Raw genomic sequence first — 25,233 nt, 5'->3', positions numbered from 1 at the left:
ATAAGTACGGCTAATTCGTATCTATGTATAATATAAAATATTTTCAGACATTTCGCAATCCTTTTCCCCATAATTCTGTAAAATCTTCCTTGGAATTTTTTACTGTTCATATATACTATGCACGATCATCCCATAGGTTGCCCGCAGTTCTGCGGGCAGTTGATTATTTTCCGAACACACCTTTTAACACGAAAGCAACGTTTGCCGGTCTCTCTGCCAGCCTTCTCATGAAGTATCCATACCAGTCATTGCCATAAGGAACATAGACCCGCATCTTGTACCCTTCTTTTACTAACTCCTCCTGTCTTTCCACTCTGATTCCATAGAGCATTTGAAATTCGAATTGTTCTTTTGAGATATCCTTTTCTTCAACTAGAGATTTCGTATATTCAATCATTCGATCATCATGGCTGGCTACAGCTGTATAATTTCCATTCAGCAAATGGATACGGATGATTTTTTTCAAATTTTCGTCTACATCTTTCTTATCAGGGAAAGCGACCTTCGGCGACTCTTTGTAGGCGCCTTTCACAAGTCTTAAATTGGGATTATACTTATCGAGTTCTTTTATATCCTCTACGGTGCGGTATAAGTAGGACTGTAGTACGGTTCCAATATGTTCGTAATCCTCACGCAGCCGCTTGAATATTTCAAGCGTCTTTTCACATCTTTCGTAATCCTCCATGTCAATGGTGACAAACACATCTTTTTCTTCAGCGACATCCAGGATCCTGCGCATATTCTCCATGACAAGGTCTTCAGATATATCAAGGCCCATAGACGTTAACTTCAAAGAAAGCTGAGAGTCCAACTGATGTTCTGCAATCGCCTCGATCGCTTTTATGCAGCCTTCCGCTGCTTCCCTTGCTTCTGCTTCACTATCAATAAATTCCCCTAGATGATCGATGGTCACAGCCATCCCTTTCTTATTTAATTCTTTGATTGTTTCAACGGCATCAGGAACAGTTTCTCCTGCTACGAACTTCCCTGCACCAAAGCGAAGACCATATTTTTTTGCTAACTTTGTAAAAAAGCGATTTTTTGATAAAAAAAGAAAAAAGTTTCTGAGTATCCGTTCCATTCTCCAACCCCCTAAACCTTGTTCCCGTTCACAAAATTCGTTCTGATTTTTCTGTCATGTAATCGTAAACATACTACTATTTTATCATTTATTAGATGAATTGGGTAAAAATAATGTTTTCTTCGACAAACCCTCCTCTCTTTCACAATGGAATTACTACCTAGCCTTAATGGAGTGATTTTTCCTTATAGAAATGAAGATGAAGGTCATAATAAAAAATGAAAAAAGAAGGAGGAAACGTGATGCAACAACAAAATCAATCGATGCAGCAATCCCAGCCTATGTCTCAAGTACCCAACATCGTGAGCACAAAAGATCAGCTTTATCTTGCTGATATGTTGTCCTGGAATTTGAATGCTTGTAAAAAAGCTCATTTCTTTGCACAAAATTGCCAAACACCGGAAATTCAGGCAGCTTTAGAAGAAGCTGGGCAAATGCACCAGCGGCACTATGATAAGCTCCTTAATCATTTGAATTCTCAATCCCAAACAACCAACTGAGGAGGAACAGCATGAATCAGACGCAAAAGATACAGAATCCTGAAACAAACGTACCTAAAACTCCACAAATGAATGAGAGAGACTTTGTTAACGATCAGCTGACCACTGAAAAATACATGACAGCCTCTTATAACATTGCGTTGAACGAAGCCAGCAACCAAAACCTTTATCAGGATCTTGCTACAATCTTTAAAGAAACACAGGACTGCCAACGCAACTTATATAACCTCATGTTTAAAAATGGGTGGTATGCCCTTGAGCAGGCGGAGAAACAAAAAATCGACCAGACGTATCAACAATTCACAGGGTACAAGACTCAATTGCCATACAATGTCCAGTAATTTATAAGGATTGTGGACCTAAAAAAGAAGCCCGGGTATTCCGGGCTTCTTTTTGTTTACCCTACTGGCTCATATCCTTGAGCTTCTACGGCTTTCTTCATCATTTTTTTGCTTACATAAGCTTCATCATATGTGATATTTACTTTCCCACTGTCCAGATCAACTTCAACACCATGTACCCCTTCCAATTCTTGAAGGGCACCCTTTACGGACTGCTCGCAGTGATTACAAGTCATACCATTTACTTCTAAAGTCATCTCCATGATCTTACACCCTTTCTGAATCTAAGCTCTTATTGAACTATTCCACAAAAGAATGATTTCTTAACTTAATATTAATAAAAGATGACCTTTGATTATTTAAAAAACCCGCTTCCTAATTTAAGGAGCGGGTAGTTTTAATAGCTGCAATACTTCTTTAATGCCTGATGCAGAGAATTTATAAAAGTAATTTCTGAAGAAAAATGAATCATTTGGATTCGTTTCACCTGCTCTGGACGAATCCCGGTAATGATGACTTGTGAACCCATGTAACATAAGGAAGTCATTAAATTTTTCAATAGTTGAGCTCCATCCTCGTCGATTTGTCCTACTGCCGTAAAATCAAAAAGAACCTTCTCTGTATCCCCATTCTGTGTGGCTTTCAGCAATGGCTCTTCCACTGTGTACATTTTATCAGCCGTAATATGACCAAAGAGTGGAATTAAGGCGGTTTCTTCCGTTAAGCGTATAAACGGAGCCGAGAGTCGATTCCCATGTTGGATTGCGTCTTCCAATTTTTCTTTTTCTTCAAGCAGTTGAAAGTTTGTATCATTCAAACGGGACCGCAATTGATCCATAGTTTTGGTAACTTTCAATAACTGTTCATCTTTTGGTATGATCAACACTTCTGCATACAAATCATTTTTCCACTTCACATGCATATCGCATGTGATAGGGTTCTGATTTTCATCAGAAGGCTTGATTGCAATTTCTACAGAAAGTTTATGAACATCCGGGGTGACCCATTTATCAATCTTGGTGAGGCTACCTTCATCCATGATATTTAGAAGATTGTTTATTTCGCCGAACATCTCAACAGCCTCATCCGATAAGGATTCAATCTTAAAGTTTTTATTGATGATAACGTGCGGCAAAGGAAAGCTGCGTTCAACTCGTTTCATTGATCGTTTCTTCCCTTCCTTCATTGAACCAACGTTTAAGATGATCCAGATCCTTGACAACCATCACGTGTTTAGATTCAAATTCTTTCAAGTCATACTTCTTCACTATTCTTCCGCCAATCATAATTAGCGGATTCCATTCTAATTGAGAAAATTGCTCCAACAACCTCTTAATTGTTTTTAGACGATAAGGCAAGGCCGCGGATATTCCAATGACATCAGGTCTGTATGTTTCAATTTGGGTAAAAGAGTGTTCCAAAGGAAGGTCCGGTCCCAAATAACGCACTCTCCACCCATGGTCTTTAAATGTATCAGCCACCATTTTCAAACCTATGTAATGTTGTTCTTCTTCTACACCGAATAACATAGCTTTGAAATTCTTTTGGTGTCTTCTACTTACAAGACCGCTTTCTGAGTGAAGTTTTGAAAGCACGAAGTCGCAGATGGCTGTAGCCAGGTGTTCGTCCGCAACGGATATTTCATTCCTCTCCCAAAGTTCTCCAATATAATACATGGCGGGAGTAATGATATCTTCATACAAATATGCTCTCGGATGTTTTTCTAATAAAGTTTTAATATATTCTTCTGCCCCTTGTTCATCCCCTTGAAGGAAATAATGGGCTAAAATTTCGTGTTGCACGTCCAAAGTATTCACCTCTTTGAAAGTGTATACAAATGTTGTAAGGACTCGTCCAAATATTTGATATAACACTGTTTTTGGGCCTCGTCCACAACCTCCATGTCTTTAAGAAGGCGCACCAGGCGTTCATAATTATCAATGATCAGGGAAGTAGGAACTTCCCTCGAGGTAAGGACTGTATTCAGCCACTTCGTATAATCAATAAAAAAATCGACACTATCCATCTCATAGGCCGCCTGCAAATGATCTAAGTGATGAAAGTTATCTTCTTCGGTCCGGTCTCTTCCGTTCTGACCGAATTTTTGCCAAAGGTATGGATAAGCCTCATAAATTTCATCTGCTACTAATTGAACTAAGCGGCTCTGCTCCGACTTATTCACGTTGCGACCACCTCGTATTTAGATACCTTCGGCACGATTCCCTGAAGTTCCTGATCGGGATATTGCTTTTCTAATTCATGGATTTTCTTGAATTGCTCACTACGGGCCCAATTGAGGTATGCCTCTTTAGATTCCCATTCCAAGTGTACCGTTAATTCCCCGGGCTTCCTGTCGTTCTGCAGCAGTTGAAACGAAATAAAACCATCCGCCTGATCTACAAGTCGGGATCGTTTTCTATATATATCAATTAAATCATCCGCTTTATGATCTGGTACCTGCACCATAGAATCTACGACGAACATGTGTCATTCCCCAATCTATTTATTTTCATTAAATAATATTTTATCATACCTATTTCTTCTATGTATAATGTTAAGATTCTCCTTAAAGCTATCAAATATATGTACAAAAACCTCATGGGGATAATCCACAACTATAAATATGGTCAAGACTTTAGAGACGGAGGTTGTTCCTATTCCAAACGAGGGAACACCTCCTTAGTCCAGAACTCTCCATGCATTAAAAAAGGTGCCGGCTATCACACCAGCACCTTCTCTCTTTCTCCTACTATTGTACAACTTCCTCAAGTACATGCATCTCTTCATGATCCAGAAGATTCTTGTTGATCATATCATCCGCTTCTTTATTCATGTTATCCTGCAGGTCTTTTAACTCTTCTTTATCACCGACAAGGTAGAAGCGCTCCCAGCCATAATCTTTAGCCAGTTTATCAATCTTAGGAGCTACACTCTTGTACCAACGATATCGATTGGCTTCAAAGCGCTCTTGAAATTGATCCCTCTTGGAAGTTTTGGCACCACCAGATCCCATAGAAGGCTGTGCACGGTGCGGCCCTTGATGCTGTCTCCAATCTTCCGTATCCAGATCAAGTTCAAACAACTGAGTGTCATTCAACGTTCCAAGTTCTGCATCAATCAATTTAATTTGATTTTTCTGAGTTAAGATAATTCCTGTCTTAGGAAACTTATTCTGCATTTCTTTCAATTGATCCAGGACAGGAGTTTCTTCCCAGTAGAATTCTGTTTTCACAGGCATTTGGAAGCGCTCCGCAAACCATACCGTATCATCGCCAGTGGCGAATAGGACAACGCTTTTAGCAAAGTTTTGTTCATTTTCTTCTATGAATTGCTCCACTTTTTCTTTTACTGCCCAATAGTTTCTCTTTTCGTCCGAATCGCCATCTTCTTGGAGATAAGATTCGAAATTATTCAATCCGTTCTTCAAATGGATCTTCCATTCTCCCCCTTGTTGATCAGGGTCGGAAGGGTCGGTGTTTAAATACATCGTAAATACTTTTTGTGGTTTTTCTAAATGTACTGCCTCTAGTTTCTTTATTTCTTTATTTAAGTCCATAAAACAGCGACTCCTTTCAAGAATTGTAAATGTAATCTATTCTGTATGTTTCCTGAAAAAGAAGTGCTTAAACTCATTTCCTGGAGGTCAATGTTTTTTATCGATGATTTTTTGTTTCAGTTCTTTCAATTCAAGCGCAAATTGATCCTTTTCGTCGGAGGTTAATTTTTGACTGCCATACCGCACTTTTTGATAAAGGACCGTCGATTCAATAGCAAGCCCGATTCTATCAAACCAGTCTTCCAGTGATTCATTGGGATATCTGCCATATCCATGCCGCTTTGCAAAATGTTCAAATGATCGAAACTGCTTTCTTTCCCATCCTTCTGTAAGTGATCTTCGAAAAGGAATGGAAGAGGAGGACCTTTTTTTGTTTCCTTTATCATACGCATGATACTGATAGTTGAGAGTATCAGAGGCGGGACCCATATCCATGGTCGCTCTTTTTCTTAAAAAGAAAAAGATGACCAAAGCCAAAAGAATGGCAATGACAATCAGAACCAGTGTTCCTGTCTCAATTGCCTCTGCTACTTTTTGAGTAGTTTCCTGATTGCTATCATTCATTCGTTGGAGCTCTTCCTGCCTTTCCTGAGATGAAAATTTCATTTTCGGCAAAGAATCTTCTTCCACAGGCTCGATTTTAGATACATCAAGACCGATTTTGGCGAGCAGCGTCAAAATTCCGTTCACTCCTACAAGGAAGGCGTACGAAACCCCACTCCAGAGTGTTCCGATTAATAAACGTAGATATGGAAAAAGAAGCAGCATAAGAGAGGTGCCTGTGATTAAAGACAGAAAGATGACGAAAAGACTTTTCCCCCCACCTCTTCTCTCCCTTTTATTTACGTTGTAATAATGTGAAAAAGCATATCCTCCCCACGTGACCACGTAAAGGGAAATCAATGCGTAGACAAGATCCCAGGACTGGAAGAAGAAGATCATGATAAAAGTGAAAACCGTTGCATATATAATTAATGAAATTTCATTATTCAAATCAGGATCCGTTTCGTGCCGGTAATATCTCCATACTAGAAAGGATCCGACCACGAGTGCTACTAATATACTGTCTCCCATAATATAGGCAGCCGCTATTAATGCCACTAAACCAACTAAATAGGGAGTAAAGTCTGTCAACCACCTTCTCATAAGGAAAAATAAAACCATACTAACGATCACGTATGTACTAAAAAGAATATAGGAAAGGGATAGAGATGCCCATTGAATCAAAGGAAAAAAAAGCACAAAGAAAAGCATGGCTTCCCCTAAGGTCTGATATACAAAAATGATATTCTTTTTTCCTTCCACCATATTCAAACCCTCCCCCTTTGTAACAAGGGACGTAAATAGGCAGATGAACCATTGGTCTGCACCTGAACGACAACAGTACCTTTAGATTCCCAGTCTTTTAACTGATCTATGGTTCCATCAGGGATTTCCCCCACAATGAGAACAACTTTACTGCTTAAGCCGCGGGACCCAAACCAGTGGAACAATTGATCCATAGGCAGGAGCCGTTGTTCTTTGTCAATTCGGGCCAACATTTCCAGGGATTGACGTAAATGAACGTTTCCTTCCCCCTTTTCTTGATAAAAATAAGAATTTCTTTGAGGTCTGCGCATATTGATAATCATCTCATATGGATAACCTCTCTCTGTGGCCGTATAGCATAAATAGCACGCATAAGATAATAATGACTCAAGGCGAGGTGACAAGTGTTCATTTCCAAGTCTTGTTTGTTCCACTACATTGACAATGATCGTCCAACTCCCATCCACCTGACGCTCCAATACTTTCGTCTTCAAAGATTGTGATTTCGCACTCGCTTTCCAGTGAATTTTATGAAAGGGATCTCCCTGTTCATAATCACGGGTACCCAAAGGCGTTAAAACATCTTCGTAGGGCGAAAAATTTGAACGTTGTTCCCCAATGGACGGATGAATATATTCTTTGACACCCAGTACAGGTTCCGGAGTTGGATAAACGATAAATTCGGTTTGATACGGCTTTTTATACCACATTTTTATAGGAGTGAAATTAAGTAAGTGAGGGAATCGGAACGACATATTGCTTGCTTTTGTTACCCCGCGTTTTTCAGCTCTCACTGGTACATGGACCACGGACTCCCCACGACTCATTAACGAAAAAGGTAATTTGTAAGAAAAGGAATGGTTCAATTCATTCATCATTTCTCCTCTACTACTTACCATTTTTCCTGTCTCAAAGGATAACGTTCCATTTAACATAGGAACCCTTGAATAATTGTTCACACGGATTTCCCATTCAGCTTCATCTCCTGGAAACAATCGAATGGAATGTTTATCATTATGCAGTTCAAAATTTGAACCACTGAAATGATCAAAAATTTTACTCCCAAGTATAAATATAATGAGAAGTCCTGTAGGGAAATAAAAAATCGGCTGATTGATAATAAACCCCACCAATCCGGTTAGGATAACCACAGCCAAAACGCCATCATAAAACCTTCTTCCCAACCCAAGTTGCTTTTCCCAATGATTCACTGTACCGAACCTGCTTCAACGGGAACAGGAACTTCCTGGATCACTTCTCGAATCACCTGGCTTTTTGTTTTCCGTATGGACCCCTCCATGGAGAGCACAATACGGTGTTCTAATACGTAAGGGGCTAGGAATTTCACATCTTCCGGGCGGACAAAATCATTCCCCAATAGTAATGCTCGCGCCTGACTTGCTCTCATGAAAGCGAGGGCCCCCCTCGTACTGACCCCTAACTCGATATCTTCATTTTCACGCGTCATACGAACGAGATCTAAAAGATAATTCATTGTATCTTCAGCAATGGTAATATCTTTTGATTGTGCTCGAATATCCAAAATTTCTTCTAAGGAAATTTTGGGGGCAAGTGTTTCAAATGGTTCATTTTTTTGATATGTTCTTAAAATATTTTTTTCTTCATGTTCTGTTGGGTATCCCATGTCGATTTTGAATAAGAACCGATCCAATTGGGCTTCAGGAAGAGGAAATGTCCCATGGTTTCCTTCCACAGGATTCTGAGTTGCAATGACAAAGAGTGGTGGAGCAATCGTTAACGTTTTGCCATCCACAGTCGTTTGCTTCTCCTCCATGACCTCAAGCAAACTGGACTGCGTTTTAGGGGTTGCCCGGTTGATTTCATCTGCGAGGAGGACATTCGTCATGACCGGACCTTCACGCAATTCAAATTCTTGTGTCTTAGGATTGAAGAATTGAATACCTGTGACATCACTCGGGAGGACATCTGGAGTGAACTGAATCCGTGAGAATTTTCCATCCATCACTTTAGCGAAACTTTTAGCAAGTTTCGTCTTCCCAGATCCAGGCACACTTTCCAGAAGTGCGTGTCCATCTGCAATGATCGAGACAAACAGCAGTTCTACAACTTCATCTTTACCGAGAATTACCCGGCCAATCGTTTCTTTCGCTTTTCTTATTTTCTCTATACTCATTATGTAAAGGGCTCCTTTGTACTAAAACTTCAGTTACCCATTATACCAAATTGTGTTAGATAATTCTTTTAATTCAGATGATTCTTATATCCTATGAAATTCAAACCTAAATCATATACATGAAGACCGATGGATAAATGGATGGTCTGAAAAGAAGCTCGCTTTCCACGGGAGAGGATTATACCTCTTCTTCCTTAAGGATCTTATTAGTATGTACCCGGATATTAAGAGCAAAAAAAAAAAGACCCGCTAAGAGAAAAGCGGGTCTTGGGTGTCTTATTCTTTTGTCCATTTATCAATAAGATCTTGATGTTCATCAATCCACTTCTGTGCACCTTCTTGTGCGTCGCCAGCTTCATTGATACTGGCCATCAGGCTGCCAAGCTCATCATCGTTCAACATAAAGTTGTCAAACCACTTGACCACTTGAGGCTGGTCCTCATTTAATCCTTTTCGCGCAGCGTAAGAAATATTCTCAGAGTCCCCATAAACGTTTTTAGGATCTTCCAAGAACTTCAGGTCCATTTCAGAGAATACCCAGTGTGGCTTCCAAAGAGTCGCAACGATAGGTTCTTCACTTTCCATGGAACTTTTCAACTCTGTGATCATTGTTGGCTCAGATGAAGCGGCAAGCGTATAATCCAGGTCATATTCATTGATGACTTCTTCTGTCAGGGACATAATACTTGCTCCTGCATCAATCCCTACAATCTGCTTGTCAGAAAATGCATCGGAGCCTTTCAAATCTTCAATAGAATTGATATCTTCCATATAACTTGGCACAGCCAGACCTAGTTTTGTTCCTTCATACCAAGTTTCACGCCAGTCGATATCTTCTTTATATTTCTCATAGAACGCTTTGTCCGTGTTCGGAAGCCAGATCTCCATACCAATATCCAAATCTCCACTGGATAAAGCTTCATATAAGAAACCTTTCTCTACTTGCTCCAGCTCTACGGTATAGCCCTTCTCTTCAAGGACAAGTTTCCACATATTCGAAACGGCAACGTTTTCCGCCCAATTGTTCATTCCAATTCTGACGGTTCCTTTTTCTTCAGAAGTTTCGGCACTTTCACCTTCGTTCTCGTTACCATTTGATGTATCTTCTCCTGACTCTCCGCCACATGCAGCTAAAGTTAAGAGAATACCAAGCAATACAGCCGGTAACCATTTACGCCATTGTTTCATAACAAATGACCTCCTCTAAGTATTCATTCATTTACTATGTGATTGATCTTTTAAACACAATTTAAAATTATATCATGAAGTAATTTAAGTTCAAACAATTTATACTGTACAAAATGTTTTTCTGTATGAATATTCCACACCAGGTCATCCATATTTTGGATGACCTGGTGTGGCTATTTTTACCAATTATTGTTTTTTGTGAGCGCGGCGGTCTGCAGCTTCCGCTCTTTGTTGAGCGATTTTATCTTCACGATCCGCTAATTCTTCAGAGAACTCTACATCAATGTTCTTCTGATTTTTAGGAGTTTGAGGTAACTTACGTTTTTGTTTTCCTTTGTTCTTACGGTGTTCGTCTCTACCCATGTTCTTCCCCTCCTTTTTAATTGGAACAAGGATAGTATTTTTCGAATCGCCAAAAATATTCTTATCATAAAACCTCAGTGGCCGAATATTCGGTTCGAACAATGCCTTTATGGGGGTTCACACACTTTTTACATAAAAAGAACCCAAAGTCCCCACATTTGTTAAGGAATCGTAAATCATGAACCATTGGTTGGAATCTCACTTTTTTTTGGAAACTCTTACAAAATCTCTATCAACCGCTTCCATTGCCTTAATCATAAGGCTTATGGTTCTTATGACTTATGGTAACGATTCCATATTTCCTATATTGTCAGTTTTTCACTCTCGGTATACAGTTGATTTGCGCAACCGGTTGACGCAAATATTTCCATTCGAGGTGAATAACGAAGATGAACAAACCATCCAGAAAAATTTCCCGCTTAGTTGCTACAACGGCTATTGCCGCTACGGTACTGGCAGCACAAGCACCGAACGTACTAGCGGTAACACAACCCCACCCTGATCAAGAGCTGAACCAGGAAGCTGTAAAGAAACAACTTCAGGTAGAAGGTGTTGAACAGCTTGAAAATGGAGTGAAGCTCGATTTATCCTCTGATCAAACCGCTTTTATCCGTCTTTTTTCTGAAGACATGGCAAAAGTTTCGATTTTAAAAGAGGGAGAAGAAGAGTACTTCTCTGAAGCCATCAGCAAAAAAGAATGGAATACCCCTTCTTTTGATATGTCTGATGCAGAAGGCGAAATTACTCTCGCCACTGAAGAGATCACCATCAAAATCAAAAAAGAACCTTTCGGCGTTAAATTCCTTGATAAGGATGGGAATGTAATCAACGAAGATTACATGGAAAACGGTTCTGGATATGATGGTGAAAGGCCATACGTATATAAGAAAACGACAGAAGATGAAGCTTTTTACGGATTTGGCGAACAATCTGGGCTTGATGTGAACCAGCGTGGTGAAAGCATTGGAATGTTTAATACGGACGCATATGCATATGAAACAGACACGAAATACTTATACACATCCATTCCTTTCTTCATCGGTTTGAAAAATGAAAAAGCATACGGAATGTTTTTCGATAACACGAACCGTTCTTATTTTGAAATGGCGAGTGAAAGCGACGATTACTATTACTTCTACGCCGATGACGGCACATTAAACTACTACTTCATGTATGGTCCTGAAATTGAAGATGTTCTTGATCGTTACACAGAATTGACGGGTAAAATGGACAAGCCCGCCAAGTGGACGCTTGGTTTGCACCAATCCAAATGGGAATATTCAGCGGAAGATATCGAACGTGTAGCAGAAACGTATCGTGAAAAAGAGATCCCTGTAGACACGATGCACTTCGATATTGACTATATGGATGAATACCGTGTCTTTACATGGTCCGATAAATTTGGTGACGAAGCTCTACACCAAAAACTGGATGACATGAACTTCAAAAAAATCACAATTAACGATCCTGCCGTTAAAAAAGATCCTGGTTACTTCATGTACGACGAAGGTACAGCCAACGACTACTGGGCCAAAAATCCTGATGGAACAAACTTTGTAGGAGAAGTTTGGCCTGGAGACTCCATGTTCCCTGACTTCTCAAAAGAAGAAGTGCGTGACTGGTGGGCAGGCAAGCATGACATCCTCTTTGATAAAGGAATCGATGGGGTTTGGAATGATATGAACGAACCAGCTGTCTTCGATGGTCCTTATCACACCATGCCGTTGGATGTAACATTTGGCGAAGGCGAAAAACAAAGAACACACGAAGAATATCATAACCTTTATGGACATGACGAAGCAGAAGCTACATACAATGCTTTCGAAATGTACAAGCCGAACGAGCGTCCATTCGTATTGACACGTGATATGTATGCAGGTTCTCAACGTTATGCTGCTCTTTGGACAGGCGATAATGTAAGTGAATGGGATCACTTAGCCATGTCTCTACCTATGAACATGAACGTTGGACTTTCTGGTGTTCCATTCGTAGGAAACGATATCGGCGGGTTCGCAGGTCGACCAGATGCCGAAATGTTTGCACGCTGGATGGAAGTAGGGGCATTCCTGCCATTCTCCCGTGTACACTATGATAGTGATAAGAAAGCAGAAGGAAAGAAACAAGCTCAAGAACCTTGGGCTTTCGGTCAAGAAGTGGAAGACATCAGCAGAAAATACATCGAAATGCGCTATCAACTCATGCCTTACTTATACAACGCATTCATCGACGCGGCTGAAAATGGAACACCTGTCCAGCAACCGCTTGTCTACCAATTCCAAGAAGACGAGAACACCTATGACGTAAGTGATCAATTCATGTTTGGTAAAGAAATGATGCTTGCACCTGTCGTTAAGCAGGGGCAAACGGAACGTGACGTATACCTGCCTGAAGGAGAAACATGGGTGGACTATTGGACGGGTGAAGAATTTGACGGCGGTCAGACCATCACGACAGAAGCACAACTGGACCACCTTCCCATTTACGTTAAAAAGGATTCCATGATCCCTACACGTGAAGTTCAGCAATATACCGGTGAAAAGCCACTTGAAAACCTTGTTCTAGACACCTACTTGGATGAGAAAGCAACCTACTCTTTCTATGAAGATGATGGCGCAACATTAGATTACAAGGATGGCGAGTACAATGTGACGGACCTGGAAGTGAAACGTAAAGGGAAACACATTGAATTCAAGAAAAAAGAAAAAGCTACAGGCTACGATACTGACTTAGAATCTTATACACTGAAGCTTAATGGAGAAGAAGCACCTACACGTGTACGTGCTGCAAAAGCGAAATACATGGAAGTCAGCTCTGTAGAGGAAGTAAAATCAAATCAAGAGTCCTTCTTCTATGACAATGAAGAACAAGCTCTTTATGTGAATGTACCAGCAGATGAGAAACATAAAGTGAAGATTTTCTTCAATGGTAAGAAAGACGACAAACCTGGTCATCATGAAGGCAAACGTGATGAGCAAAATGAACGCGATGATAAACATGAGGAAAGCAAAGACGACGACCGCGATGAGCAACAAGATCGTGATGATGAACATGAGGAAGACAAAGATGACCACCGCGATGAGCAACAAGATCGCGATGATGAACATGAGGAAGACAAAGATGACCACCGCGATGAGCAACAAGATCGTGATGATGAACATGAGGAAGACAAAGATGACCACCGCGATGAGCAACAAGATCGTGATGATGAACATGAGGAAGACAAAGATGACCACCGCGATGAGCAACAAGATCGTGATGATGAACATGAGGAAGACAAAGACAACGATCGTGATGAACAAGAGAATCGCGATAAGAAATCTGAATGGAATAAGGATGATGACCACGAGAGTGATCAATCAGAAGATAAAGAAGAAGAGAAATCTAAAGAAGAAAGACAACAAGAACTATATTCGATCTTCTTCCAATTCTTTAAAGAAAAATTCCATTTCGCTTTCTTTAACCATTTTAAATAATATACAAATGGCTAGCAGTCTTTCTGCTAGCCATTTGTCATAAAGGCTGATTTCATGAACAAACAATCGATCGTACTAGTAATCCTCCTTTTATTCCAAGCATTGGTAATCATTACAATATGTAATGACAAACCAGAACCTCATGTGGAAATCCAACAGCTTTCCAAAGACCAGGCCAAATATAACCCGGGAGAGGCTGTAGAATTTACAGCGAAAATCAATAACGAGGACATGACCAATTTTGTTGTTCAATATTATTACAAAGGCCAACTCATCGAACGTACCACCGTTGAACAAGAGGGAGAATCCCTAGAATGGACCTGGACTCCACCGAAAAGAGATCACCAGGGATATTTAGTTGAAGTGAAGCCTTCTAATGACAGCAAGGCAACGAAGACGATCGCTGTTGATGTTTCCTCTTCATGGACAGCCTTCCCTAGATATGGGTTCTTATCTGAATTTCATATGATGGAAGAAAAAGAGCAGCAGGAAGTCATCAATCGCTTGAGTCGTTTCCATATCAATGCGCTTCAATTTTATGACTGGCATGACGAGCACCACCAGCCTTTAAATATGATTAATGAAGAACCACTCAATCTCTGGTCCAACATAGCCAATGAGCCCGTAGCATTTAATACATTAGACCATTACATTGATTTAGCTCACGAGAAAGACATGCAGGCAATGGCTTACAACCTTTTATACGGGACTCTATCAGGTGCTGAGCATGATGGTGTTCGTCCGGAATGGTATGTTTATAAAGACAAGGATACGATTGAAGTAGACCGCCACGCCCTTCCTGACAATTGGAAGAGTGATATCTTCTTAACCGACCCAGGAAACCCTGAATGGCAGGACTACATTTTTGCAAAACAACAGAACGTGTATGATGCTCTTTCCTTTGATGGTTGGCATATCGATCAATTAGGAGAGCGTGGGGATGTTTACAAAAATTCTGGTGACCCCTTATTCATGAAGAAAAGTTACAAACATTTTCTCGAGGCTGTGAGGTCAAGGTTTCCTGATTATTCTTTCATTATGAATGCGGTCAATCAATATGGCCAAGAGGAAATTTCCAATGCTGGTGCTCCATTTCTTTACACGGAAGTATGGGATCCAATCACTACCTACGAACAATTAAAGAACGTCTTGATTGAAAACGAGCAAAAATGGAATAAAAATACCGTCTTGGCTGCATACATGAACTATGACCTTGCAGATCAGGAAGGCGTGTTTAACCTTCCAGGCATTTTGCTTACAGACGCATTGATTTTTGCTCATGGCGGCGCCCATATAGAACTTGGAGAACATATGCTGTCCAAAGAGTACTTTCCAAACGATCACTTGACGATGACAAAAAACTTGGAAGAGCGTCTCGTCCATTACTATGATTTTATGGTCGGCTATCAAAACCTTTTACGAGGAGATGAGCTTTCCCCCGATGAGTTAGCTATCGCTTCAAATACAACAAATATCTCTCTTCAACCAGAAAAGGGTTCGGTTTATACATTCAGCAAAAAAACCAAGGACAAAAAGATTGTTCACCTTCTTAACTTTACAGATGCTGAGCATATGAACTGGCGTGATCCCAATGGAACACAAAAGAAACCAGAAGTGAAAAATGATCTCTCTATTCAAATGGATGAAACACGACAAGTAGAGAAAGTTTGGATGGCCTCCCCTGATTTGAAGAAAGGGATCCCGGTTCCTGTTGAATTTGAGCAAACCGGTGAGCAACTTTCCTTCACCCTCCCTCACTTGGAATACTGGGACATGATTGCTATTGAATATAAAGGAGAATAAAAAAACCCACCGAGTACGGTGGGTTTTACTGCTATTGCTGCAAAGCTTCTTTTTCATACATTTGTCTTCCGCGAGTAATGGAAAAATAGGCGGTAGCCAGAGCGATAAGCACGAAAAATCCTCCAACGGTTGCATTATGAATGACCGAAGTCTGCTCGATGACAATACCACCGATAGAAGAACCAAAAGCAATCCCGAAATGTAACGCAGAGTTGTTCAGGCTTTGCTGAATATCTGAAGTTTCAGGTGCTGAGGAAATCAGATAATTTTGCTGTGCAGGTGTGACCGCCCAACTTAATGCGCTCCAAATCACCATCACCATTAAAAATAAGGGTAGAGAGAACGTGACATGCGGAATGGTAAAGATAGCGACCGCAAAAACTAGAATAATGCCCAGAATGCTTCTCTCAGATCCAAATTTGTCTGACAAGAATCCTCCGACTCCTCCACCCATAACGGCAGCGACACCGAAGATGAAGTAAACAATGCTCACCCAAGTCCCGTTCATCCCCATTTCCGACTTAAGAAATGGAGTCAGATAAGCATACAGAGCAAGGTGACCCGTTAAAAACAAAAATGAGGTCAGCTGTGCAGAGAAAATCTTTTTATCTTTCAACGTTCTCAATTGCTCCTTAATAGAAATGACGGGTTTCGGAGCAATTTTCCCTAATGAAATCCAAACGGCCACAAAAGAGAGCAAAGACAGTACACTAATCAGTAAAAAAGGTGCTCTCCAGCCAAAGCTGTTCCCAATCGTCAATCCAATAGGAACTCCAAGAACAAGAGAACCACTGATGCCCATAAAAATGGTACCAATCGCTCTACCTCTGTACTCTTTAGTCACAATTGCAGAGGCAATCGTCACAGCCAGCACTACAAGCAATGATCCACTCGCTGCTGTTATTACCCTCGCCAGCATGATTGTGGAATAATTCGGACTCAAATAGGCGAGCATGTTTCCAAGAAAGAAAATAACCAACGTGACAAGCATCAATTTTTTTCGGTCAAACCGGGCGGTTGCCGTGAGTAAAATCGGTGATGCCACCGCAAATACTAAGGAAAAAATAGTGATTAATAGACCAGCTTGACCAAGAGTAATCCCTAGATCATCAGCAACAAGGTCTAAAATCCCACCGATAATCAATTCAACGGTTCCAACAACAAATGCAACAAGTGCTAACAAATAAACTTTTTTATTCATGATTGCATGACCCTTTCTATTAGGTTACCACTACAATGGTAACCATTAGGAAAGGATAAAACAAGAGGAAATGTTTACGTTTTTCATTCCTCCATGTATTCTAAATCTAAAGCATCAATAAAATGATTGCATTATACTAAAGCTCCCGTTTGTGGCAGTTTCGAGAGTTTTGTTGAGTGGATGGGGGGCTGCGGGGAATAGCTCGCTTTCCGCGGGAGCGCGGTGAGCCTCCTCGGACTTCGTCCTGTGGGGTCTCACCCTGCCCTTTTTTCCCGCAGGAGTCTCGCCATCCCCCTCCGCCCCTTTGCCAAGGAAGATCCTCGAAACCACTACCAAAAGGTCAGCTCATATAATTATGGGAAGTGGGTTATAGAACACCTCCATAAACTTAGAAGCTTAATCCACAGCGGTTTATACCTCTAACAGTTGGATAGTGGAAGACCCTCCAACTTGGTACAAGGGTTCGTTTCTCCCTTACACTGAAAGGGGTGGTTGGGAAGCTGCGAGACTCCCGCGGGAATGGATTGGCTGGCGAGACCCCGCAGTGCGAAGCGCGAGGAGGCTTGCCGTCATCCCCGCAGGAAAGCGAGTAGCTTCCCAGCCACCCCTGGCGCTCAACACGATAACGAACCCCGAAACATCTCGAAACTGAGTCTGCCACAATCCTGCCATTATATTGAATAAGGTTATTCTACAATTAATCTAAAATCTGTTCACAAAAAGCGAGGTACATGATGTTACAGAAATTCGGATTCACTCAGTATGAAAGCCAAGTTTTCGAAGTCCTTACAGCAAGTGAAGAGCCTATGGATGCCACATCCATCGTCAAATATTCACAAGTCCCGAAATCGAAGATCTATGAAGTCCTTCAGCGTCTTGTAGAAAAAGGGTTGATTCTTACTTCTTTTCAAGAAAGAAAAAAACTTTACACCGCCCTTTCACTGGAGACCACGATTGAGAAGCTGACGACTGAATTTCAATCCAACATAGACGAAATAAGAAATTCGACTTTTAAGCTTCATGATTCAGATGAACGTGTGTGGACGATTCAAAATGATGCTTCTATCAATGCATTATTAAAAGAGCGGATTCAAACCGCAACGGAGGAAATACTCGTTACTGGATGGAGTGATGAATTGGCTCCCCTACTTCCCCTTTTGGAAGAAAAAAAGAAAGAAGGTATAAAAGTAGAGCTGCTTTCTGTCGGTGAACTGGATTCAGAAAAACTGCACACCCATATCCTCCTTCCCGACGAAAAACACGAAGCCCTTGAGAGGCACAAGCTTATAATTATTGATCATGAGGAAATTTTATTTGCAGGTGTGGAGGGGGATGCATTTCAGGGGATTCATACCTTATCCAAACCATTAGTGAAATTCTTTACTGAATTCTTCTACCATGATGTGGCATTGACTGAAATTACGAAGAAATACGAGGAAATTCTCATCGCCGACGAGGACATCAGGGAAATTCTCATGAAATTAAGATACTGATTTTTCAACATAAAAAGGCGCCCTTCCTGGACGCCTTTTTTCTATACCTTTTCAACGACATAGGCTTTCTTTTCACGGAAATATTTCTCTCCATCTTCAGAGGAATGTTCAAAAAAACCTCCAAATACATCGACAACTTTATACTCCCTTTCAGGTTCTGTGAAAAGTTGTGAATCATTGTTGGAAAGAACAAGAACATCAGTTGTGGATACAAAACTGTCTAACTCTTTGGCCTTGTAGTTTTTACCGACTTCTACATCACTTAAACGATGCTGTGTCATGATCACATTCCACCTTTCTAGTTCATGGTTTTCCCAGAAAATTGGATGATCAAACAACGGGAATGTTTAAATCGGCAGCAACCTTTTACGATACAAGCGAATGATAAACTCTATAAAAAATCTCGGGAATTTTTTCGGGACATAGCGGCGTTGGTAAAAGGTTGCATAGGCTTTTTTCAAATCACGCCAATGCGGACAATCAAATTCCTGAGTGAAACGAACGACATCAATCACTTTCACTTCACCATCAGTAGTAAGCAGGATGTTCTTCAAATGAGTATCAGAAGGGTTGAAGCCTAAACGACAGGCAAATTCAAGCGCCTCATCTACACGTTGGACCATCTCTTCCGTGATAGCCACCCCGTTTACGAGACAGTCATAAAAAGTGATCCCTTCCACGTACTGCATGGTTAAATAACCTTCTCCTTTTTCATAAAAAGCTGGAAAAAACTCATGATTATTAAGCTTCTCATAAACTTCTGCTTCAATAAGGGCCAGATCCTCATAACCTGGATAAAAAATCTTTATCGCTGTATCTGTCCCTTTCAACCGGTACACCACGGCACTTCTTCCTTGGCCGATCCATTGGAATTCACGAGGTACAACGATGGCACAATTCCCATCAAACTGTACGTTTCCAACCAAATCTTTGATATTCCCCATAAAGATTCTCCTCTATGAAAAATCCATTTTATTTATATCATTATACCAAAATTATCAGAAAAAGAAGTGGATTTTTGTTTGACATTGATAATCATTATCAATTATTATTGTTTTATCACCTTGAAAGGAGAATGGCTATGGAGAATACCTTAACCGTTCTACAAACGTTCACATACGAAAAAGGCAATCAAGAATGCACGTGCCATGAAATCATTGAATTCAACCAAGGGGATCACCTTCACATCCTGGAAGATCCTTTTTATGTAGACAATGCAGGATGGTATATCGCGGTTAGAAAAAATGATGCGGACCCTTTTTATATGTCGATTCCTTTTATTGATGAAAAATATGAGGACCGTTCACTCTATACAGAAATGGATCTTGAATTAGCCATTCTTGTGCATCAACACCAGATTGATCAGGCCCTTGTATATAAAAATAAATCCGAATTCCTTTACCATAAAAAAGAACTTGATCAGTTAAGAATGATGCATCCAAAAGACATGTTAGCTAATAAAACATAAGCTTTTCCGAATAGCATACAGTGTCATAAAAGAGGCGCTGCTTCGCGCCTCTTACCTTTGATCTTTTTCCATTTGTTGTTGGGCTCTGCGAATCAATTCTTTTACCATTCGTCCGCCAATCTGCCCTCCGATTTTACCTGCATCCCGCGTAGACAGATCACCATTGTTTCCTCTTTTTAAGGGGATTCCCTGTTCCTCTGCCACTTCATATTTCGTCTGATCAGGAGAGGAGGACTGGAGGAGTTCAGCTTTCATTTGATCCAGCCCTGCCCTCGCTTCTGGAACAAGCAGTTTATTTCTTCGAGCCATGATCAGTCACGCTTCTTTCCTTTTTTGATATCCTCACCTTTATGGCTGATCAACTGACCATTTTCATCCACTTCATCAATCTTGGCATCATACGTCCCCTCCGTGAGCGTGTCGGATACCTGCTCCTGTGTAATGGCTAAGCCCTGGGAACCGAAGTCGCTCGTGTCCTGATTATGTTTACGCTTATCTTGCTTTTGCTTCATACCTCATTCCTCCTTTAAGCTTAGCCTTTGCATGTTTGAACAACCCATTCGTTGTAAGCTTTTGCCTATTAAAAACATGGATAAAAATCGATCAATATTCCAAAATAAGCAATAGGAGGTGTGCTTATGAGTAAGAAAAGCAATGCATTTAAAAGAAATGCCGGCAATACGGTAAACCCGCAGGGACTTTCTGAAGATGTCGCCGATCAGCAACCTCGCTCTCAGTTAGAACAAAAAGCAAAAAAAGCGAACGCTAAACGTTAAAAAGCTGACATTTACTTGTCAGCTTTTTTTGGTAAGAACGCTTGAATGCTTTTCAAAGCATGATTTTCATCATAAAGTTGATAAATGGTTTGCGAGAGCCGGACAGGATCCCCGAAGAAAAATCGTTCATAAAGCGTTTGTCTGGAACCAAAACTGCTCATCGTCAAATCCCAGGCTAACCGAAAAAGGGAGACTCGATCTTTCCCACTCACCTCGACCCCCTGTAAAAAATGGTCCAGTTGCTCTCCGACTTCCCCTTCAAAATCTGCCTTTTGCGGAATTGACATCATCCCGCTGGCTCCAAGAATCTGAAGGATCTCAGCAAATCTCGGATAGGATTCTTGAAATTGATTAACAGCCACATATAACGGTTGCTTTGCAGGAACCATAATCCTTGAAGCATCCACAGACGCTTCCTGTTCGGACTTGATGATAAGTGCCTTCATAACTTCCAATCCTTTGACTATTTCCACAACTTTACTTTGAACATGTTGATAATCACCGATTTGAATGGTGTCCACGATTCCTTGAGCAATTCCTAGTAAAAATTCGGTTTTAATGATTTGCCGTGAAACAATTTGGTGTAACGTAAAAGGAACAAATTTCCCCTGCACATACAAACGGGTTGCTGCTCGGATATTATCGTGGATGAAAACCCGCTCCCATGGAACGAGGACATCATCAAAAATAACGATCGTGTCCATCTCTTCGAAACGTGAGGATAAAGGATAATCATAAGATGGTCCATGATTCGCGAACGATTCCCTGCATATAAACTTTAATCCTTTTGTGTTGCTCGGAATTGAAAAGCAGTAGGCGTGAGCATTTTCCTGTGCACCAGGAGCGGAAAAGACAATGATCTCATCCGTTATTCCTCCTTGAGTGGCCAGAAGTTTCGCTCCTTTAATGATCAAACCTTGTTCGGTCCGGTCCATGATTCGAGCATTGGTGACATCCTCTTCTAAGAAAGCTAACTTGGAGCGGTTGCTTTGAGGGTTAACGAACGTATGGGTAAACGACAAATCATTCTCTCGGGCATATTCATAAAATTGCAGAAGCCGTTCCGGATGACAGTTCTCTTCGCCGTCCAAAACATCAATAGATGCGGCGAAGGCAGCGAGCACGGTGTTCATGTAATCCGGGCTTCTCCCCATCACTCCTCCAGAATGAAGAGCCCACCGTTGAATCATTTTTCTCCTTCTTTCCAAGTCCCCTTTCGTTCTTGGAATTAAGTAAGACAGCCCTAATGGGTTCCCTGTCGTTTCCGAGGAAAAAGTCATGTCTTCCTTATTATCACATTGAAGATCGTAGAGTTCCGCCTGGCTGTTGATGATCCCTTTAAAAGCAGGATGTTCAGAAATATTTCCCGTCACTTTATCACCGGCTACCCACACTTCCGCATGCATCGCATCGATCCGTTTCATATATTCTTTTCCTGAAATCACCGGCATGATATCACTCCTGATTTTCGCAATCACTGAAAATAACTGATATCATACCATATTAATTTGGCTGGGAATTGTGCTTTATGGACAATAAAAAGAAACGCCAGGAAGTTCAACACTCCCGACGTTTCTCACTCATTTATTTGCTCCTATTAGGAAGAAGGGCTGACGGTTTCCGTGTTGAATTGTTCCGTTTCTGTTGACCCTTTCAATGCCGTTGTAGAAGAGGTTCCACCTGAGATGACTTGAGCGACTTCATCAAAATATCCTGTTCCAACTTCACGCTGATGTCGCGTCGCAGAATATCCGTGAATTTCGCTCGCAAACTCTGCCTGCTGAAGTTCTGAATAGGCTTCCATACCACGATCTTTATATTGACGAGCAAGTTCGAACATGCCGTGATTCAATGCATGGAAACCTGCCAATGTAACAAATTGGAACTTGTATCCCATTTTTCCTAACTCCCGCTGGAAGTTTGCAATCGTTTCATCATCCAGCTTCTTCTTCCAGTTGAAAGAAGGAGAGCAGTTATAAGCCAATAGCTTCCCAGGATATTGTTCGTGAATGGCTTCTGCAAAACGACGGGCTTCATCCAGGTTAGGCTCCGATGTTTCACACCAAACAAGATCAGCATATGGCGCATAAGCCAAACCACGTGCAATCGCTTGATCTAACCCAGACCTTGTTTTGAAGAAACCTTCAGCCGTTCTCTCCCCAGTAATGAATGGCGCATCGTATGGGTCCACGTCACTCGTAATCAGGTCCGCTGCATTCGCATCGGTTCTTGCAATGATGATCGTTGGTGTTCCCATAACATCCGCAGCAAACCTTGCGGAAATCAAATTTCGAACCGCCGTCTGTGTCGGCAAGAGGACTTTACCTCCAAGGTGACCACATTTTTTCTCCGAAGAAAGCTGATCTTCAAAGTGAACGGCTGCCGCACCCGCTTCAATCATTCCTTTCATCAACTCGAACACATTCAACTGCCCTCCAAAACCAGCTTCCGCATCTGCGACAATAGGCGCAAACCAGTCGATATCGTCTTTGCCTTCCATGTGGTGGATTTGATCCGCTCGTTGCAAAGCTTGATTAATCCTTTTCACCACTTGCGGTACACTATTAGCCGGGTACAAACTTTGATCAGGATACATGTGACCTGAAAGGTTGGCATCAGCCGCCACTTGCCACCCACTCAAATAGATGGCCTTCAGCCCTGCTTTCACCTGCTGCATCGCTTGGTTTCCTGTCAAAGCACCTAAAGCGTGCACATAATCTTCCTCGATCATTAACTTCCAAAGCTTTTCAGCACCTTTTTCCGCTAAGGTATGTTGAATATCCATGGACCCTCTTAACCGAATGACCTCTTCGGCTTCATATGGTCTCTGCACCCCGCTCCATCGACTCTCATCCTGCCACTGGTGACGCAACTTTTCTATACGATCATTCATTATGAAATCCCCCTTAAGATAAATGGTTATAAGCTTCTAAAGTTAAAAACTCAGCAAATTCATCGTTTCGAATCAGTTGGTCAAACAACTGAGCGACTTCCATATAGGAACCTTTTTCAAAAGCACTCTCTCCAACTTCCCACCGTATCGCTTCCATCTCTTCTTCTTTCAACGATGCGTAAAGCTCCATCGTGATCTCCCGGCCATCTTTTAATATGCCTTTCGGATGTCTGATCCACTGCCATACTTGAGCTCTCGAGATTTCAGCAGTTGCCGCATCCTCCATCAAGTGATGGATCGGTGCTGCCCCTCTGCCATCCAGCCATGACGACATATATTGGATCCCAACATTAATATTTGTTCTTAACCCCTGCTCTGTAATAGATCCTTCAGGTACTTCGAGTAATTGTTCTGCACGGTAAAAGACGGTTGCTTGATCTCTTTGAATCTGATTTTCATCAGGCATATGTTTGTTAAAAATATCCATCGCTGTCTCTACCATGGCCGGGTGGGCGACCCACGTCCCGTCGTGCCCATCTTTCACTTCCCGCTCCTTATCTGCACGTACCTTTTCAAAAGCAGCTTCGTTTTTCTCTTTATCATTTTTCACTGGTATTTGAGCCGCCATCCCACCCATGGCATGAGCGTTCCGCTTGTGACAGGTTTGAATCGTTAACCGCGAGTAGGCCCTCATAAATGGAACAGTCATCGTCACATCCGCACGGTCAGGCAGTAAAAAACTTTCATCATGACGGAACTTTTTCAAGTAGCTGAAAATATAATCCCAACGGCCACAGTTTAACCCAGCGGAATGATTCCTTAATTCATAAAGAATTTCATCCATCTCAAATGCAGCTAAAATCGTTTCAATCAAGACAGTCGCTTTCACAGTACCTTGTGGGATATTGAGATAGTCTTGAGCAAAGACAAACACATCATTCCACAACTTCGCTTCTCGATGATTTTCAAGCTTCGGTAAGTAAAAATACGGCCCCGAACCATTTTCTATGAGTTTTTTTGCATTATGGAAAAAATAGAGACCAAAGTCCACGAGACTACCTGAGAGCCGTTCCTGATTGTATGTCATATGCTTTTCATCTAAATGCCAGCCACGTGGGCGTACTTTGAGTACAGCGGTGTTTTCGTTTAACTCATATACTTTCCCGTTTGGATTCTCAAAACGAATGTTTCCTCTAACCGCATCTCTCAAATTTATCTGGCCGTGAATAGTATTCAGCCAGGTCGGAGAATTCGCATCCTCAAAGTCAGCCATAAATACTTTCGCCCCGGAATTCAGGCCATTGATCACCATTTTCCGATCCACAGGCCCTGTAATTTCCACCCGACGATCTTTAAGATCGTCAGGTATGGGGGATATCGTCCAGTCAGATTTCCTGATATGTTCGGTTTCTTTCAGGAAATCAGGCCGTACTCCTTGATCAATTTTCTTTTGGGTTTCGAGCCGGTCTGCAAGTAACTGTTTTCTATTGTCATTAAATTTTTTATGCAATTGAATGATAAAGGATAATGCCTCGTCTGTTAAAATCTCTGAAAATCCGTCGTGCATCGTTCCATGAATTTGTATTCCAGACAATTTGGTTTCCATTGAATCGCCACCTCTGTTGTATACTAAT

At 41.3% G+C, this 25,233-nt stretch carries 27 protein-coding genes; 7 read left to right on the top strand and 20 right to left on the bottom strand.

Annotated features, from left to right (window positions below; genetic code table 11):
* Positions 1-163: 163 nt before the first annotated feature.
* Entirely contained in the window at positions 164-1,081 is a 918-nt protein-coding gene (locus tag ACQ4XT_RS09930; protein WP_446853547.1) for a proline dehydrogenase family protein, read from the bottom strand.
* A 242-nt stretch (positions 1,082-1,323) separates the two neighbouring features.
* Here ACQ4XT_RS09930 and ACQ4XT_RS09925 point away from each other — a divergent pair, with 242 nt between their 5' ends.
* Positions 1,324-1,581 (top strand): hypothetical protein, encoded by a 258-nt coding sequence (locus ACQ4XT_RS09925; RefSeq protein WP_146816734.1) that lies wholly within the window; start codon positions 1,324-1,326, stop codon positions 1,579-1,581.
* A gap of 11 nt (positions 1,582-1,592) precedes the next feature.
* Positions 1,593-1,922 (top strand): spore coat protein, encoded by a 330-nt coding sequence (locus ACQ4XT_RS09920; RefSeq protein ID WP_146816736.1) that lies wholly within the window; start codon positions 1,593-1,595, stop codon positions 1,920-1,922.
* A gap of 56 nt (positions 1,923-1,978) precedes the next feature.
* On the opposite strand, the gene copZ is transcribed toward ACQ4XT_RS09920, so the two are convergent.
* The 11 genes from copZ to ACQ4XT_RS09865 all read right to left on the bottom strand — a co-directional run bounded on the left by copZ (position 1,979) and on the right by ACQ4XT_RS09865 (position 10,492).
* A complete protein-coding gene (copZ, locus tag ACQ4XT_RS09915) occupies positions 1,979-2,185 on the bottom strand; it encodes a copper chaperone CopZ (RefSeq protein ID WP_446853546.1) in 207 nt (68 codons plus the stop codon).
* A 134-nt stretch (positions 2,186-2,319) separates the two neighbouring features.
* Positions 2,320-3,084 carry an STAS domain-containing protein gene (locus ACQ4XT_RS09910; RefSeq protein ID WP_446853545.1) on the bottom strand — a complete coding sequence of 255 codons (765 nt, stop codon included), beginning with the start codon at positions 3,082-3,084 and terminating at the stop codon, positions 2,320-2,322.
* On the bottom strand, positions 3,071-3,724 hold the full coding sequence (locus tag ACQ4XT_RS09905; RefSeq protein WP_446855645.1) for a cobalamin B12-binding domain-containing protein: 654 nt from the start codon (positions 3,722-3,724) through the stop codon (positions 3,071-3,073). The genes ACQ4XT_RS09910 and ACQ4XT_RS09905 overlap by 14 nt, the downstream gene beginning before the upstream one ends.
* 11 nt (positions 3,725-3,735) lie before the next feature.
* Positions 3,736-4,104 (bottom strand): hypothetical protein, encoded by a 369-nt coding sequence (locus tag ACQ4XT_RS09900; protein WP_446853544.1) that lies wholly within the window; start codon positions 4,102-4,104, stop codon positions 3,736-3,738.
* Positions 4,101-4,406 carry an antibiotic biosynthesis monooxygenase family protein gene (locus tag ACQ4XT_RS09895; RefSeq protein WP_146816746.1) on the bottom strand — a complete coding sequence of 102 codons (306 nt, stop codon included), beginning with the start codon at positions 4,404-4,406 and terminating at the stop codon, positions 4,101-4,103. The genes ACQ4XT_RS09900 and ACQ4XT_RS09895 overlap by 4 nt, the downstream gene beginning before the upstream one ends.
* A 265-nt stretch (positions 4,407-4,671) precedes the next feature.
* A complete protein-coding gene (locus ACQ4XT_RS09890) occupies positions 4,672-5,478 on the bottom strand; it encodes a VLRF1 family aeRF1-type release factor (RefSeq protein ID WP_446853543.1) in 807 nt (268 codons plus the stop codon).
* Positions 5,479-5,565: 87 nt separating this feature from the next.
* The gene (locus ACQ4XT_RS09885) at positions 5,566-6,786 is read right to left on the bottom strand and encodes a hypothetical protein (RefSeq protein WP_446853542.1); all 1,221 of its coding nucleotides are present in this window, start codon (positions 6,784-6,786) and stop codon (positions 5,566-5,568) included.
* 2 nt (positions 6,787-6,788) lie between these two features.
* The gene (locus ACQ4XT_RS09880) at positions 6,789-7,997 is read right to left on the bottom strand and encodes a DUF58 domain-containing protein (protein ID WP_446853541.1); all 1,209 of its coding nucleotides are present in this window, start codon (positions 7,995-7,997) and stop codon (positions 6,789-6,791) included.
* A complete protein-coding gene (locus tag ACQ4XT_RS09875; RefSeq protein WP_446853540.1) occupies positions 7,994-8,941 on the bottom strand; it encodes an AAA family ATPase in 948 nt (315 codons plus the stop codon). Before ACQ4XT_RS09875 ends, ACQ4XT_RS09880 begins: the two co-directional genes overlap by 4 nt.
* A 276-nt stretch (positions 8,942-9,217) precedes the next feature.
* On the bottom strand, positions 9,218-10,129 hold the full coding sequence (locus ACQ4XT_RS09870) for a glycine betaine ABC transporter substrate-binding protein (protein ID WP_446853539.1): 912 nt from the start codon (positions 10,127-10,129) through the stop codon (positions 9,218-9,220).
* A gap of 186 nt (positions 10,130-10,315) precedes the next feature.
* Complete coding sequence (locus ACQ4XT_RS09865; protein WP_089654190.1) at positions 10,316-10,492, bottom strand: YfhD family protein; 177 nt, start codon at positions 10,490-10,492, stop codon at positions 10,316-10,318.
* Between the two features lie 389 nt (positions 10,493-10,881).
* Here ACQ4XT_RS09865 and ACQ4XT_RS09860 point away from each other — a divergent pair, with 389 nt between their 5' ends.
* A complete protein-coding gene (locus ACQ4XT_RS09860) occupies positions 10,882-13,965 on the top strand; it encodes a glycoside hydrolase family 31 protein (RefSeq protein WP_446853538.1) in 3,084 nt (1,027 codons plus the stop codon).
* Between the two features lie 54 nt (positions 13,966-14,019).
* Complete coding sequence (locus ACQ4XT_RS09855; protein WP_446853537.1) at positions 14,020-15,768, top strand: glycoside hydrolase family 66 protein; 1,749 nt, start codon at positions 14,020-14,022, stop codon at positions 15,766-15,768.
* A gap of 31 nt (positions 15,769-15,799) precedes the next feature.
* Here ACQ4XT_RS09855 and ACQ4XT_RS09850 read toward each other — a convergent pair whose 3' ends face one another.
* On the bottom strand, positions 15,800-16,969 hold the full coding sequence (locus tag ACQ4XT_RS09850; RefSeq protein WP_446853536.1) for an MFS transporter: 1,170 nt from the start codon (positions 16,967-16,969) through the stop codon (positions 15,800-15,802).
* Between the two features lie 734 nt (positions 16,970-17,703).
* Here ACQ4XT_RS09850 and ACQ4XT_RS09845 point away from each other — a divergent pair.
* Positions 17,704-18,462 carry a TrmB family transcriptional regulator gene (locus tag ACQ4XT_RS09845; RefSeq protein ID WP_446853535.1) on the top strand — a complete coding sequence of 253 codons (759 nt, stop codon included), beginning with the start codon at positions 17,704-17,706 and terminating at the stop codon, positions 18,460-18,462.
* Positions 18,463-18,503: 41 nt separating this feature from the next.
* Here ACQ4XT_RS09845 and ACQ4XT_RS09840 read toward each other — a convergent pair whose 3' ends face one another.
* Both ACQ4XT_RS09840 and ACQ4XT_RS09835 read right to left on the bottom strand, forming a co-directional pair.
* Positions 18,504-18,743 (bottom strand): hypothetical protein, encoded by a 240-nt coding sequence (locus ACQ4XT_RS09840; RefSeq protein WP_446853534.1) that lies wholly within the window; start codon positions 18,741-18,743, stop codon positions 18,504-18,506.
* A 66-nt stretch (positions 18,744-18,809) separates the two neighbouring features.
* Positions 18,810-19,406: a serine/threonine protein kinase gene (locus tag ACQ4XT_RS09835; RefSeq protein WP_446853533.1), complete on the bottom strand. Its 597-nt coding sequence runs from the start codon at positions 19,404-19,406 to the stop codon at positions 18,810-18,812.
* A gap of 74 nt (positions 19,407-19,480) precedes the next feature.
* Here ACQ4XT_RS09835 and ACQ4XT_RS09830 point away from each other — a divergent pair, with 74 nt between their 5' ends.
* Entirely contained in the window at positions 19,481-19,930 is a 450-nt protein-coding gene (locus ACQ4XT_RS09830) for a hypothetical protein (protein ID WP_446853532.1), read from the top strand.
* Between the two features lie 51 nt (positions 19,931-19,981).
* Here ACQ4XT_RS09830 and ACQ4XT_RS09825 read toward each other — a convergent pair whose 3' ends face one another.
* Positions 19,982-20,239: an alpha/beta-type small acid-soluble spore protein gene (locus ACQ4XT_RS09825; RefSeq protein ID WP_446853531.1), complete on the bottom strand. Its 258-nt coding sequence runs from the start codon at positions 20,237-20,239 to the stop codon at positions 19,982-19,984.
* Positions 20,240-20,241: 2 nt separating this feature from the next.
* A complete protein-coding gene (locus ACQ4XT_RS09820) occupies positions 20,242-20,442 on the bottom strand; it encodes a DUF4025 domain-containing protein (protein ID WP_446853530.1) in 201 nt (66 codons plus the stop codon).
* 126 nt (positions 20,443-20,568) lie between these two features.
* Between ACQ4XT_RS09820 and ACQ4XT_RS09815 the strand changes: the two genes are divergently transcribed.
* Positions 20,569-20,706, top strand: coding sequence for a hypothetical protein (locus tag ACQ4XT_RS09815; RefSeq protein WP_167356006.1), 138 nt, complete (start codon positions 20,569-20,571; stop codon positions 20,704-20,706).
* Positions 20,707-20,717: 11 nt separating this feature from the next.
* Here ACQ4XT_RS09815 and hpaB read toward each other — a convergent pair whose 3' ends face one another.
* From hpaB to aceB, 3 genes are all read right to left on the bottom strand, one after another.
* Positions 20,718-22,157 (bottom strand): 4-hydroxyphenylacetate 3-monooxygenase, oxygenase component, encoded by a 1,440-nt coding sequence (gene hpaB, locus ACQ4XT_RS09810; RefSeq protein ID WP_446853529.1) that lies wholly within the window; start codon positions 22,155-22,157, stop codon positions 20,718-20,720.
* Positions 22,158-22,303: 146 nt separating this feature from the next.
* The gene (gene aceA / locus ACQ4XT_RS09805; RefSeq protein WP_446853528.1) at positions 22,304-23,599 is read right to left on the bottom strand and encodes an isocitrate lyase; all 1,296 of its coding nucleotides are present in this window, start codon (positions 23,597-23,599) and stop codon (positions 22,304-22,306) included.
* Between the two features lie 13 nt (positions 23,600-23,612).
* Positions 23,613-25,205 (bottom strand): malate synthase A, encoded by a 1,593-nt coding sequence (aceB, locus tag ACQ4XT_RS09800; protein WP_446853527.1) that lies wholly within the window; start codon positions 25,203-25,205, stop codon positions 23,613-23,615.
* Positions 25,206-25,233 lie beyond the last annotated feature (28 nt).

The organism is Halobacillus sp. 12SKB, from assembly GCF_052941655.1.
Note: the sequence above shows the minus strand (reverse complement) of the source record. Positions and strands in the feature narration are given on the sequence as shown.

Bases quoted from the DNA above. Each gene is read 5' to 3' on its own strand.
- ACQ4XT_RS09930 (WP_446853547.1), bottom strand. From the start codon at position 1,081: ATGGAACGGATACTCAGAAACTTTTTTCTTTTTTTATCAAAAAATCGC.
- ACQ4XT_RS09870 (WP_446853539.1), bottom strand. From the start codon at position 10,129: ATGAAACAATGGCGTAAATGGTTACCGGCTGTATTGCTTGGTATTCTC.
- ACQ4XT_RS09920 (WP_146816736.1), top strand. From the start codon at position 1,593: ATGAATCAGACGCAAAAGATACAGAATCCTGAAACAAACGTACCTAAA.
- ACQ4XT_RS09845 (WP_446853535.1), top strand. From the start codon at position 17,704: ATGTTACAGAAATTCGGATTCACTCAGTATGAAAGCCAAGTTTTCGAA.
- ACQ4XT_RS09865 (WP_089654190.1), bottom strand. From the start codon at position 10,492: ATGGGTAGAGACGAACACCGTAAGAACAAAGGAAAACAAAAACGTAAG.
- ACQ4XT_RS09890 (WP_446853543.1), bottom strand. From the start codon at position 5,478: ATGGACTTAAATAAAGAAATAAAGAAACTAGAGGCAGTACATTTAGAA.
- ACQ4XT_RS09875 (WP_446853540.1), bottom strand. From the start codon at position 8,941: ATGAGTATAGAGAAAATAAGAAAAGCGAAAGAAACGATTGGCCGGGTA.
- ACQ4XT_RS09840 (WP_446853534.1), bottom strand. From the start codon at position 18,743: ATGACACAGCATCGTTTAAGTGATGTAGAAGTCGGTAAAAACTACAAG.
- ACQ4XT_RS09820 (WP_446853530.1), bottom strand. From the start codon at position 20,442: ATGAAGCAAAAGCAAGATAAGCGTAAACATAATCAGGACACGAGCGAC.
- ACQ4XT_RS09885 (WP_446853542.1), bottom strand. From the start codon at position 6,786: ATGGTGGAAGGAAAAAAGAATATCATTTTTGTATATCAGACCTTAGGG.
- aceA (WP_446853528.1), bottom strand. From the start codon at position 23,599: ATGAATGATCGTATAGAAAAGTTGCGTCACCAGTGGCAGGATGAGAGT.
- ACQ4XT_RS09850 (WP_446853536.1), bottom strand. From the start codon at position 16,969: ATGAATAAAAAAGTTTATTTGTTAGCACTTGTTGCATTTGTTGTTGGA.
- ACQ4XT_RS09855 (WP_446853537.1), top strand. From the start codon at position 14,020: ATGAACAAACAATCGATCGTACTAGTAATCCTCCTTTTATTCCAAGCA.
- ACQ4XT_RS09895 (WP_146816746.1), bottom strand. From the start codon at position 4,406: ATGTTCGTCGTAGATTCTATGGTGCAGGTACCAGATCATAAAGCGGAT.
- ACQ4XT_RS09925 (WP_146816734.1), top strand. From the start codon at position 1,324: ATGCAACAACAAAATCAATCGATGCAGCAATCCCAGCCTATGTCTCAA.
- hpaB (WP_446853529.1), bottom strand. From the start codon at position 22,157: ATGCCGGTGATTTCAGGAAAAGAATATATGAAACGGATCGATGCGATG.
- aceB (WP_446853527.1), bottom strand. From the start codon at position 25,205: ATGGAAACCAAATTGTCTGGAATACAAATTCATGGAACGATGCACGAC.
- ACQ4XT_RS09860 (WP_446853538.1), top strand. From the start codon at position 10,882: ATGAACAAACCATCCAGAAAAATTTCCCGCTTAGTTGCTACAACGGCT.
- copZ (WP_446853546.1), bottom strand. From the start codon at position 2,185: ATGGAGATGACTTTAGAAGTAAATGGTATGACTTGTAATCACTGCGAG.
- ACQ4XT_RS09835 (WP_446853533.1), bottom strand. From the start codon at position 19,406: ATGGGGAATATCAAAGATTTGGTTGGAAACGTACAGTTTGATGGGAAT.
- ACQ4XT_RS09815 (WP_167356006.1), top strand. From the start codon at position 20,569: ATGAGTAAGAAAAGCAATGCATTTAAAAGAAATGCCGGCAATACGGTA.
- ACQ4XT_RS09825 (WP_446853531.1), bottom strand. From the start codon at position 20,239: ATGGCTCGAAGAAATAAACTGCTTGTTCCAGAAGCGAGGGCAGGGCTG.
- ACQ4XT_RS09910 (WP_446853545.1), bottom strand. From the start codon at position 3,084: ATGAAACGAGTTGAACGCAGCTTTCCTTTGCCGCACGTTATCATCAAT.